This is a genomic window from Chengkuizengella axinellae, assembly GCF_030730905.1.
GTDB lineage: Bacteria > Bacillota > Bacilli > Paenibacillales > KCTC-33759 > Chengkuizengella > Chengkuizengella axinellae.
Map to the genome: position 1 here is coordinate 38,805 of NZ_JAVAMP010000012.1, position 12,093 is coordinate 50,897.

10 protein-coding genes are annotated in these 12,093 nt (G+C 32.0%); all 10 read right to left on the reverse strand.

Going from position 1 to position 12,093, the window contains the following annotated elements; translation table 11 throughout:
- Positions 1-120: 120 nt before the first annotated feature.
- The 10 genes from Q5Y73_RS18670 to Q5Y73_RS18715 all read right to left on the reverse strand — a co-directional run bounded on the left by Q5Y73_RS18670 (position 121) and on the right by Q5Y73_RS18715 (position 12,090).
- On the reverse strand, positions 121-1,407 hold the full coding sequence (locus tag Q5Y73_RS18670) for a CpaE/TadZ family protein (protein ID WP_305993437.1): 1,287 nt from the start codon (positions 1,405-1,407) through the stop codon (positions 121-123).
- A complete protein-coding gene (gene cpaB / locus Q5Y73_RS18675) occupies positions 1,404-2,177 on the reverse strand; it encodes a Flp pilus assembly protein CpaB (protein ID WP_305993438.1) in 774 nt (257 codons plus the stop codon). The genes Q5Y73_RS18670 and cpaB overlap by 4 nt, the downstream gene beginning before the upstream one ends.
- 20 nt (positions 2,178-2,197) lie before the next feature.
- On the reverse strand, positions 2,198-3,265 hold the full coding sequence (locus Q5Y73_RS18680; protein ID WP_305993439.1) for a CpaE/TadZ family protein: 1,068 nt from the start codon (positions 3,263-3,265) through the stop codon (positions 2,198-2,200).
- An 18-nt stretch (positions 3,266-3,283) separates the two neighbouring features.
- Complete coding sequence (locus tag Q5Y73_RS18685) at positions 3,284-4,768, reverse strand: CpaE/TadZ family protein (RefSeq protein ID WP_305993440.1); 1,485 nt, start codon at positions 4,766-4,768, stop codon at positions 3,284-3,286.
- A 20-nt stretch (positions 4,769-4,788) separates the two neighbouring features.
- Positions 4,789-5,226 carry a hypothetical protein gene (locus Q5Y73_RS18690; protein ID WP_305993441.1) on the reverse strand — a complete coding sequence of 146 codons (438 nt, stop codon included), beginning with the start codon at positions 5,224-5,226 and terminating at the stop codon, positions 4,789-4,791.
- 434 nt (positions 5,227-5,660) lie between these two features.
- Positions 5,661-6,725, reverse strand: coding sequence for a hypothetical protein (locus Q5Y73_RS18695; RefSeq protein ID WP_305993442.1), 1,065 nt, complete (start codon positions 6,723-6,725; stop codon positions 5,661-5,663).
- A gap of 121 nt (positions 6,726-6,846) precedes the next feature.
- A complete protein-coding gene (locus Q5Y73_RS18700) occupies positions 6,847-7,077 on the reverse strand; it encodes a hypothetical protein (RefSeq protein WP_305993443.1) in 231 nt (76 codons plus the stop codon).
- A gap of 500 nt (positions 7,078-7,577) precedes the next feature.
- The gene (locus Q5Y73_RS18705) at positions 7,578-8,180 is read right to left on the reverse strand and encodes an EAL domain-containing protein (protein ID WP_305993444.1); all 603 of its coding nucleotides are present in this window, start codon (positions 8,178-8,180) and stop codon (positions 7,578-7,580) included.
- Positions 8,181-8,191: 11 nt separating this feature from the next.
- The gene (locus Q5Y73_RS18710) at positions 8,192-9,502 is read right to left on the reverse strand and encodes a M23 family metallopeptidase (protein ID WP_305993445.1); all 1,311 of its coding nucleotides are present in this window, start codon (positions 9,500-9,502) and stop codon (positions 8,192-8,194) included.
- 101 nt (positions 9,503-9,603) lie between these two features.
- Positions 9,604-12,090, reverse strand: a complete 2,487-nt coding sequence (locus tag Q5Y73_RS18715; protein WP_305993446.1) for a hypothetical protein — start codon at positions 12,088-12,090, stop codon at positions 9,604-9,606.
- Positions 12,091-12,093 lie beyond the last annotated feature (3 nt).

The following is a 12,093-nucleotide window of genomic DNA, read 5'->3' on the forward strand; positions in this document are numbered from 1 at the left end:
AAAAGTCAGTTTCTTTTTTTCTTTTTCTTTATTGAATGCTTTAAGCTTAGATCCAGGAACAAAACTAATCGTTATAAAAAACACAGAAAGAAAAAACAATAATGGAATGGCAATATTAATTTAGACCACCCCTTTTCTTTTGAATAGTCGTAGAAACCATGGACGTTTATTATGTTTCTTAGTTATTGCTCCTTCAGGTAGAATTTCTTGAGCTAATCTATATACAGCAAATCCAAATGGTGTTTTTGATAGATCTTCATTTATCCCTAGTTTCGTAGTTCTGTATTTTTCAACTTCGGGATCATATGGAATACTAGCAAATTGAGGTAAACCTATTTTTTGTGCTGATTCTTCAAGAGTGTAGGGTATTTTATTAGGCACCTTATTAAACACTAGTCTAAACTTTTCAATAGGAAGATTCAGTTTTCTTACGGTTCTTTGTGTAAATCCAGATGAAATATCTATCTGATCAAGGTCAGCTCCTGTTACAAATAAGATATTGTCACTTATTTCTAAAGCTTTGGTATTGTTATCTCTTAAATCATCCGACATATCAAAGATAATAATGTCAAAATGCTGTTTTAAGATATGAGTTACTTTTTCTATTAAATCTCCTGTCATAAATTCAACATCTTCAACATTCCAAGGAGATGATAAAAAGTATAGGTTATTTAATGATGTTTCTGTTACATATTGAGATACTTTATCCCAAGAACGATAGTCTCGTTCAGGGAATGTTGCCCAGTTTGTAATGACATTGTTTGGTGGACTATCATTTACTAAGAAGTAACCAAATTTTCTAGCTATATCGCTACCTTCTCTTGTATGATCAAGATCAATGATACAAACCTTGAGTCCTGAGTGTTTTCCTATGATGTTTGCAAGATATGTAGTAACAGTTGTTTTACCTGCACCGCCTTTAGGTGAGTAAACTGAAAAAACTCTATTTTTTAAAACACCTACTTTTGCTGTCTTTGCTTCGAGTCTTTCTTGTCTAACTTTTCGGTCTGTTTTTTTAATTTGTTCCATTTCAGGGTCTGGATTTATTGATGTCTTTGAACTTACAGTGTTCAATTCACTTGGTTTATATTTACTAATACTTTCACTTTCTGTCCCTCTAGAAATTGCTATGGCTCCTAAAGTGGCAAACTTTTTCCATATATTAAGGTTAAAGTCTATAATTGAAACCCAGACTCTTATATGATTATCTGGTTTGAAATCTTGAAGAAGAGCGTAAGATTCTTCTTCATTAAATCCAATCAAAACAGCGTCATATCCTGATGTTTTAAGGAAATCCGCAGATTGAGCTACAGAAGTTGCTATAGCCACTACATTATGATTGTTTTCAGTAATAATTGATGTCAGTTCTTCTACAAATACCGATTCCCCACATAATAGTATGTTCACTGGTTATCACCTTCTTCAGTTTCTTCAATTATCGTTGTTTCAATAACTGCTTCTGTGGTATCGAATATTTCAATCTCTTTTGTTTCACTTGATTGACTATTAAAAAAGGAGTCAAAGAAAGAATCTAATGTTTCTTCTTTTTCTTCAGATTCAAGACCAAGCGGAATTAAACTGACAAACGAATTAGCTCCACCGGCCATATAATTAACATACTCTTCTACTAGATCATTAGATAGTTCAACTTTTATGGATTTGTTTTTTAAACTGTTCTCATCATTTTTTGGTGAACCTTCTAATACTTCCACTCTTTCTGCAAATAAAATCCCTGTTTTAATATCATTATCAATGATATACAAATCAATTAAATCCCCTGTTTGGACAGTTCCACCTACTGTACTGTTTGTAGAAAGAGGAATGGCTATTGCTCTTGAGTTCGCATCTTCAAATTTCAACAATTTTCCTGACATCTTTGTTTCTGATGCTTCTACTAACATTGGAAGTCTGAGAATGGAACCCTTTAATGTGAAACCCTTTAGTATTTTTCCTTCAATGGCTTTTAGGTCTGTTATTACGTCTGAAGGAACAGCTGCTTTGGGCATTTCTTTTTTCTCGAACATATCCGGGTTAAGAGCAACGTTTGTATTTACGTTTTCTTTAAATACGTATGTTTCTACTGTTTCGTTTTGTTGAAACACAAATACATAGCTTGCTGCAAAAGCTATCAACCCTAGTACAAGTCCAAAAATAATGAGAGTTACTCGTTTTTTCAAGATGTATGTACTCCTTTCTTTTAATCGATTTCAAGTTGAGATGCTAATTCTGCGATACTGACATCAAAAGGATATCTTAGATGAGCAGGTTTTCTCTCAGCGTAGGAGGAAGCTACTTCATCTGAATCTTCAATCACGATGATAGGGTTATTAAAATCTTGTTCTACTAGGGTGATAAAAGAATGTCTTAAAGGTTTCGTTGCATCTGCCTTATTCATTACGATGACCACTTTTGACATATCTAACAAATCAACATGTTCTTTTAATTTGTTGTAATCTGATTCAGATGGATTTAACACCACTATAACTTTGGATGATAATTCAATCATTTGCTTGAAGTGTTGATTCTGATTTGGCAGGTCTACAACAATGACGTTAGCAGGTGTATTTAGAGCTTCATTTATGACCTCTGCATTTTGTTTCGTTATAGCAATATCTCCATATTCTGAAGAGTGAATTCCTTCACTCTTTTCTGTGTCGAAATGAATAGATGATTCACCATGTTTGGATAAATCGATTAATCGACTGTTTAAACCTCGGGCGTGATAAAAAGCAGAAAGAGATGCTGATACAGTAGATAACCCAACCCCTCCATTGAACCCTAACACGGATATAATTTGATTTTCTGTCACCACATTTAATTCGGTTTGTATAGGTTCGACCTGTTCTGTTGTAATAGCAATTTCTCGATATGCTTCGTTTGTTGATGTTTGATTTATAGGTTGTACGTAGTCCATAAATACTTTTGGGTCTGGTAAAGCAGGATCTTTTAGAAGTTTTTCTATCACTTCTTTAATTTTGGACATTCTCCATTCGGTTCCTGTTAAAATAAAATCTTCAGGTACACCAGCTAATTTAGAAACCTCTAAATATCTTACGCCTATGTCATCTTCTTCCCCCGTCAAAACAACAAATGGAACCATGCCTTCTGTTTCTCGAATCAGATAGTTTATCGTTTGAGGATCTTGCTCATTAGATCGAACAACTACAATAATTTTTACATCGGTATCATGTATGCTGTCAGTCATTTCGTATCTTGAATCAAACATCCTTTTTACCATTTCATCTGCTTGTATGTATAGTTTCATTCACAAATACCTCCACTATTAAATAATATTTAATTTCTTTAATCCTTTATCAATTGGTTCTTTGATCAAATTCTTTTTTACAAAAATAGCAGCTGTTTTCTTACTGGATGCTAATTCAATATTTTGAATATCATCTGGAATAATAAAAGAACACTCAAGTCCCATTCTCTTTGCAACATCCCATGGTTCAATTCCTCTACCGGCTTCATATCTATTAATGAGCAAATGTATTCGATCTAATAACTCTTTTCCTTCCTTATCTAAAAATCTTCTTATTATTGAAACTGAAAGGGATTCAGGAATTGCAATTAAAAATAACGTATTACATTGACGTAATACGTTCATCGTAGAAAAAGATATCAGGTTACCAAAATCGATAATGATAAAATCAAATTTAGATTGTATATCTTCAATTTGTATAGATGATAAAGAGTAAATAGTAACTCCGCCTAAAATAGCAGACTTTTTAGGTAATGAAACATCATCTTGAAAACTCATCATTGTAGCCCCTCTAGAATGTTCATCCGCATCTATGAGCGCTACTTTAAATCCTTGAAATTGTAGATAAGCAGCTGTATTGCTTGATAATGTTGTTTTACCAACTGACCCCTTTGTACCGGAGAAAAATCCGACTATTTTAGCTTTGCTTTGTGGCTTCTTATTCTTTTTATTCACATTTGAGTTTTCTGTAAATTCCTCTGCTACACTAGTATTTACTATTTGAACTTTAGGGTTTGGCACGGGAGTTAATTCGAAAATTTCATCTAATGATTTTTGTACCTCTTGATCATTCCCTGATTTACTGTTTACAACTTTTTTGTTCTTTTTTGTTTTTCTAGGGACTTTTGTTCTACTCTTCAATCTCATCTTTTTGATTTTGAATATATTTAAAAAGTTTTTCCATCTAGTCACTTTTTTTATTGCTGGAGTCTCATCAATATCAGTAGAAGCTTGTTCTTGCTGTACGGAATGAGACTGTGTGATACTAGGTTGTTGTATTTCTAAATCTGATATTTCATTTCTGTTCTTATTGTTGATCTGTTCCTCTTCTTGCTTTTTAATAGGTTTTTGAATTGGACTTTGATTCATTGTGTTTTCTTCAGTTGCACTGCCACTGTGACTTGCAATGGTCATTTCGTTATGTAACCAGTTTTCCACATCGTGAAGATCAAATTCATCTATAAAGTGAATATCATATATTCCTAGTCCAATAATATCTAGGACCCATTTTCGATCCTCGTTAAAGCTTTCTGGAAATTGAACAATTAAACGTAGTTTAGGTAGATTAACTCGAATTTGTTTTAGAGTTTCATAAATTCCATGTTTATCTAATGAGCCATTATAACCGTTAATGAGTGCGACATCTGATTTAGTTCTACCCCCCATGGAGTAATCTTTAAATTGTTCCAGCGAATAATCTCGTTCAATAACTTCGTATCCATCTTCCTCCAGAGCATCTTTTAACCCTTCATATTCGCTGTCATAGACTAAGTGTATCTTCAATTTCGGTCCTCCTATCTGTATTAGATCGAATCCTTAAAGTTTTCAATTTCATTGATAAATAAATTTTTTATCTCTGGTGCATAAAGAATGGTGAGATAACAAATAAATGTGATGACTATAGCAACGATTCCCGCGGTTCTTAATTTTTTAAAGAATATCCCTAAAAATAGAATGAACAGAGCAGAACCTAAACCTACAACAAAAAGAGGCGTGCTAAAGGACTGTAATAAGTTATATAATTCCTGACCTTTGTTCTCAATTGCAGTTGAAATTCTTTCAATACTGACGGGTTCAATGTTGTCTACGATACTACTATTAGATGCTGGACTATTAATTGCTTTATAGTCCTGAGTTTCTAACTCTTTGTTTTCCGTATTTATTTCTCCTTCTGCAAATATGGTAGACATAGGAGTAGTGAATAGAAATATAAAAATAAAAATAGTTAATCTCTTTATCATAATGACCCTCCTTGATCTTATAATGTTGTTCATATTATAAGATTACTACTATTACCTCTTTATAAAATTTATAAAAAAGAGCATAAAAAAAGCCCCTTTTAAAAGGGGCTTTGAGTTTAGATTTATATATATAAAAGAAAACATGACGATAACATTTAGAAAATGTCACCTTTTTGGTTACGCATTTCTAAATGTAATATTACAAATATACTATCATACATATTATTTTCTGTAAATCTCTATTTTTATTTACTAGATGTATTTTTAAAATAAAGTTTGATCAAACTTTACCTGTAGACTCCATCAACACCGTACCTGGAGCAGGTCTATATACTTTAGTTGCATTTAGATACATAACATAAACAACTATCCCGATTATAACAGAACAAAAAAATCCCCCACTTCAAATGATTAAAGTTAAGGGGATACGTTCATTATGAACCAAAACCTCCATATGTTGAATTCATAATTTCCTCATATTCTATTACATTGATTATATTTTCAGTGGGAACATCGACTGTGAAATTCGGATCTTGATTAATATCATTCGTTGATAAAGAAAGATTAATTATAAAATTCCCAACAATCCCTTCTACAATAGCATCGATATCAAGTTTCATAGATTGATAAGAAATATAGTTGTCCTTGTTAATTCCGTTTAGAATTGTGAAATCATTTACTCTTAAAGAGTTGTTTTCATCTTGTAAAAATGAGATGATGTCACTTCTACTATTTATCATATCCTCTTTAAGCTTTTCTGGTTCTCCTGGTTCCATATATTTGTATTCAGACCAATTGGGACTAGATAGTAAATCTACTAATTCAGGAAAAACTTGGTCAACAAAAGTTAAAACTACCTTCTCAAAATTTTCATCAGTAATTTTAATTTCAACAACTTCAGTTACATCTGCTCCATCTGGAAACTGAGATTCTTCCAGTAACGTGAAATATTCTTCCTCATTATAATGATTAAAAATAATTCTAGACATTTCCTTTATTAATTCATTTTGTTTCTGTAAAATTTCGAAATCAAATTCTTCTTCAGTTTCTGATAACTCATCATAATTAAATTCCATAAATTTTCCTTTTACTTCTTCAGGTAAAGGTATAAAAGGAATATTAGGTACTTTGACTAAAGTTCTTTCTTCTTCAATAATCATTGGTAAATTCACATTAAAACTCATATCCCCAGGTATTTCTAAATCTAAGATCATTTCTATTTTCACTGGGTTTAGTTGATATACTCCAGAAATATTCATATTAATATCTTGGAGCATACCTGCTATCATGGCCATCTCTGGTTCAGCTGCAATCGCTTCTGCCGGTACGTTCATACTGAAATCTATGTTTCCGTCAAAAGAATAGGATTCCAACTCAAAGGATTTATCATAGGCTGTATTTAACATTTGCTTTGGTCCTGGTTTTTGGCCACATCCACTTAGAACCAATGTAAGAATAATCAGTAGAGTAAATGCGATTGATAATAATTTTCTTTTCAAATAATTTCTCCTCCTTTAATAATAAACAATCCTAATCGTATAGTAATTATAACTATAATAGAACGTCCCATATACGTTATTATTTAGGTCTTTTGTTTATTTTTATTTGTTATAGTAGTACCTAAAGACCATACTTTTTCATAATTGAAACTACTTCATCTGCACATCTTTCATTCTTATTAATCACTAAATAACTATTATTCTTTTTATTGATTAGGTTTACAGTATGGATTGTTTTAATTAATCGATTAAATTCCTCCTGTATTGTTGGATGAGTGCGTGACAAAGTTTCGATATCCTTGTTATCTATTACAGTAAATCTATCATTAATGTTTTTTACTTGTTCAGACATTATGAACTCTAACCTCCATCTCTTGTTTTTTGTGGTAATAGATGGTTTTTTTAAAAAATTATTAAATAATTTCGTAAAAACCCCTTTAAAACAAAGGGGTTTTTATATAAAATAGATTCAACCACCTTTATAAATAAGGAGTGAATAGTATACAAATTTATATAGGTTTTCTATTTCTCTTACTAGCGGCAAGAACATATTTCAAAACAAAAGAAAAGTATGGAAAAAAAACAAGTACAGACAAAGTCCTCTATGTAATGGCTAGTGTTTTTGTTCTTTTCTGGTACTTTGTTTTTACGTTAATGGAAGTAACATCCTGGAGCAACAAAGCACTAATGATGTCTATTTTTTTCGTTATTGCTCTGGTTTCGTTTACTATTGATAATATTATATTTATTAAAACTGACAAAAAACAGACTGAGAAAACAATGTAAAAAATGCCCTTTCCCTTTAGAGGAATTAGGGTGTATAAAATAATAAACTCCTTAAATTTTTGGATTTTAAAATCGATCAAAAAGGAAGCCCTGGACTAGTTGTAGACCAAGACGTTGAACATTTTCTTTTTCACTTAATTTCTCAATTTGCTCCACAATAATTGGTTTGTTACATTTTTTTAATTCATTTAAAAATGCTAAATTGTTTTGAATATCTTTATATCTAACTTTGAATCCTGTAACATCTATATTTCTCCATGCTTCCCATGTATCTTCAGTAAGATCATCTAACCAAACTTTAAAATCTCGTTTCTTTAGCTGATGAATATATTCTCTAATATCTTGTACATACTCTGAATCTTGTGACCACTCAACAAGTTCTATCCCTCCATTCCATGAATAATTCATATTCATAAAAAATGGCAATGATGATATGGTAATGTTCACATTGATTGGAACTTCACTTTCAAATTTAGTAGCTTTTTGAAAAATAATCTCTTCACGGTGCCAAAGCTCAATTGTGTCATTTACACTGAAATATTCAGCAACACTCATATTCTTTGGTCGACATAATAGTTCATTGATCATCGGTTTTTCTGTTTCTACATCAATTATTTTTTGTGAAATTAAATCAATAATTTCATACTCCCCCTTTCTTTTTATATTCATATTTCTTAAAACTAGAATGGAAAGAAATATGCTGGATTTAATGCTTTTCCATCTTGACGTATTTCAAAATGTAAATGAGCAGCAGTAGATCTACCAGTGTTGCCCATCGTACCAATTAAATCTCCTTTTTTGACTTTATCCCCTTTACTGACGGCTAAAGTATCTAAATGTGCATATCTAGTTTCAATTTGATCGTTATAATGTTTAATATATATAATCGTTCCATAACTACCAGATGATTCTTCAGCTCGAGTTACAGTTCCATCTTCCATTGCCCAGATTGGATCTCCAGCTATACCTTGATTAACAGCACCTATATCGAGAGCAAGATGAAATTCATCATCTCTTGGACCGTAAGGAGAGGTAACTCTTGTTGAAGGTGTAACCCATAACCATTCATTTTCACCAACAAATCTAGGGTAACTACTATAATCAAAATTTCTAAGATAAGTTAAATTCAAATCATAGTTAGTATCATATGCGGTTGCTAGTTCTAACACTAATTCAATATCTGATGGATGTGTGATGCCTTGTTCATTCAAATACAATATAAAAGGTTCGTAGTATTCAGCTGGATATTGGACTTTGGTAAGAATTTCTTTCTTTATAATTTTCTTTTGAGTTTCAACATTTGGATTCGGACTAGGAATGTGCATGACTTCTTCTGTTTGCTTATATTCATAAATAAATGTACCTTCAATGGTTTCAGCTTTGGTGATTAACTCTACATCTTCTGTCTTCTTATCTATTTCTAATACCCACTCTTTAATTATTTTTTCTTGTATTTCCATAACTTCATTTCCATTTTCATCTGTAGTGGTGACTTCAACTTCAATTGTCCTTTCTTCTTGTTTCCATATTTCTTCTTCAACATATATAACAGAATCCTTGAATTCAAAATTAGGTTTTAGATCATCAAAAACATTTTCTGGATCAATATCTATTTCATCCATTGCATCATTCATAAGGGGATCGTGTATAAGACGATCTACAGAAGCTAAAATAGCCCATGAAAACTCATGGACCTTAGCTTGTTGGATCTGATCATCACTTAGTCCATCACTCCATTCTGAAGCAATTTCCTTATAATCTTCAAACAGTTCTTTATTATCTTCATAAAACTCTTCATCTTTAGAGAAGCCAAAAAAAGCTGCGACTCTATCTTTTGCATCGATAGTTATGTCTTCAGCAGCTTGTCTTGGTATAGCAAATATTACTAAAAATGCTATATAGCAAATGATGATAATCACTAAGATAGGAAGCCAAATCACAGCTGTCTTAGCTAAGATAGATAATATGATTTTCAATAATTTTTTAGCCATAAATTTACCTAATTTAACAGCTAAGTTAGTTGCGAATTGGCCTGTTGTATTGGCTATATTTTTAGCTATTGAACCCGTAGTATTATCTTCATAAGGATTTATTAAGATCCCCCCCTACTCTTAGAGCTGAATTCTAAATTTTGAAAGGGTTTTACTTCTTTACACATGTTTTGATAATTTGTCATGTTAATCTGTGCTTGTGATGCATTTACTTTGTGATTAGTATATTTAGCATGGAGGTCATGGTAATTTTCTTCAGCTTTAACAAGAGGTTCTGGTTTTAAAAATTTCCCTGTGTGATGGTCTTTATTAAAATTATAATATTTTGATCCAGGACCATACTTTGATTCCATAGCAGTTAGTTTATCTTTTGCAATATTTAATTCTGGGAGTATTTTTTGCATTTGCTGAGAGGAATTTTGAAACTGCTTTTGATTTTTTTTCATATAATCGAATTTTTGTCTTCCAGTACCTTTATTCAATAATTTTTGGGCACCCCAACCCATTTTAACCGCAGCGTTATTTATTTTCCCGCCTTGACCGCTCATATAACTTGATTCCATATGTTGCTTTAAACCAGGTGTAACGGATACATCTCTATTTCTATACTGATCAACCGAATCTATTCCACTTTGGATTGTATCACCAACTTTACCAAGTGCATTATTTGCAGTTTTGGCAGCACCTATACCGACCATCATTCCCATTGAAGGATTACCTGTAGCCATAGTAGATACGGTTGCACCAAGAGCAGCACTTGTCATGGCAACAGGAGCTTTAACCCAACTGGATCCAAGAGCTCTCCTGCTTGAGTTAAAAACAGACCCTAGTGTACCTTGTCTTCCTATTCCTTGGGTTAAGGGATTTTTTCCTTGCATAGATGTGTTATTCGTTTGGGAAAGTGGGTTTTCGATAGCTGAATTATTGTTACTACCATTACCTTTTTCTAACCCGCCTTTGGAGTTTGATTTAAAAATTCTAGCCATATTTCCTACAGCCATCAACCCCATCATAGATCCCATACTTCCCGATACTCCACTGCCACTTTCTAAGTTCATGAGCTTCCTAAATAAATTTACTATAATAGGTAGACCAAAGAAGTAAGCTATAACGATCCAAAAACTTACCCCTCCATAATTAAATGCTTTTAAGGTAATAAAGAATAGGGCTAATGCAACAGCATGAGCAACTGGAAGAAATACACTAGCAATAAATTCTTGATACCATATTTGCATGGAATGACGAAACTTTGGATGTATAGATATGACACATACAGCAGGAAACACAAAGATGAGAACAGACAATATGATGATTCGAAGCGAATATTGATAATTTAGTACAGCTGTCATAATAGCAGCCATGAATACGATAAATGCAATACCAAGACTATTAACTGTATTTGCAAAAGAATCATATCCAGCAGAACCGGTCCCCCAGATCATATCTAAAAATAAATTCATTTTCACTCCATATTCTTCTAAACCGTACCAGATTATATCTATGATATAATTGTTAATTGTAAAAATAAAATACCAAAGATACCCCCCAAACCTTAAGGAGAGTAATGCAATAATAAAACCGTATGTGTAGTCTTTTGCCTGACTCTTTTTTTCTGAGTTTTTCCCAGATAAAGCAAAAGTAAATCCAATAATGGTAAGTATTAAAACGATAGGAATAGGTAAAAACCTTTGAAATAGTTCATAAAAATAAGTAATTCCTGAGTACAAACCTTCAGGGAAAATCCCCATAATATATGAGCCTTCTTCCCAGTCCCCTTTTAAAAAGGGATCAGTTTCATCTTTCCTAGGGTTTTTATTGAAAACAAGCAAAGTTACATCTCTCATACCGAGTGCTTTTAAAGCCCAATTTGAAAAACTTATTATAATTCCAGCTGTAAAGCGTTCCCCATATCCTGGCTTATTGTTCTCATCGTCATAATATCCTTTCATGATATTATTTAGGATACCTTCATCTATTTTTTCCTCACCATTTTGATTTATTTCAAATAAAACGGCTTTAAAATCATATACTACGTATTCCTCTTTTTTATCTCTTTGATAATCGTCATAATCAACTAAAGTAAATATAATCCCGTAGGTAAGTAATTCTTCTACCAGTGAATCAACACTTCTATATAGATTTGGTTTATGCTTCGTTCCTCCCTTGTTATCTAACTTATTATACACGTCATCTAATATATCAAGGCCGTTATTAATAAACATAAAACTTTCATAGTTTAATTCATATGGAAATGAGGTATGCAAACTTGGATCATATTCGCATGTTTTATCCGGATACATTAACAAGATTCCATATTGTTTAAGTACACCTTTTGCTTCCTCAAATATGTCCTTGTTTCCACGCGGTTTTGATCCATGTCCAAAACATTTGGGTTTTTTATCATTTAATAAGTCAAGAGTATCTATTATTTCTTTTACCATTGTAATGTTATTTAAATTATCTTTTAAATCATGTTTAATGACTACGTTAGATTCATCTTCTACTTCAATAGGTGCTGCGAGAATTACACTAGAAAATACATTAAGTAGAAAGAAGAGTAGGATTATGAGTGATATTTTCTTTCTCATTCT

What these genes read in the sequence shown, in the direction of transcription:
- Q5Y73_RS18680 (WP_305993439.1), bottom strand. Translation starts at nt 3,265, where the DNA reads ATGAAACTATACATACAAGCAGATGAAATGGTAAAAAGGATGTTTGAT.
- Q5Y73_RS18690 (WP_305993441.1), bottom strand. Translation starts at nt 5,226, where the DNA reads ATGATAAAGAGATTAACTATTTTTATTTTTATATTTCTATTCACTACT.
- Q5Y73_RS18700 (WP_305993443.1), bottom strand. Translation starts at nt 7,077, where the DNA reads ATGTCTGAACAAGTAAAAAACATTAATGATAGATTTACTGTAATAGAT.
- Q5Y73_RS18705 (WP_305993444.1), bottom strand. Translation starts at nt 8,180, where the DNA reads ATGAATATAAAAAGAAAGGGGGAGTATGAAATTATTGATTTAATTTCA.
- Q5Y73_RS18710 (WP_305993445.1), bottom strand. Translation starts at nt 9,502, where the DNA reads ATGGCTAAAAAATTATTGAAAATCATATTATCTATCTTAGCTAAGACA.
- Q5Y73_RS18715 (WP_305993446.1), bottom strand. Translation starts at nt 12,090, where the DNA reads ATGAGAAAGAAAATATCACTCATAATCCTACTCTTCTTTCTACTTAAT.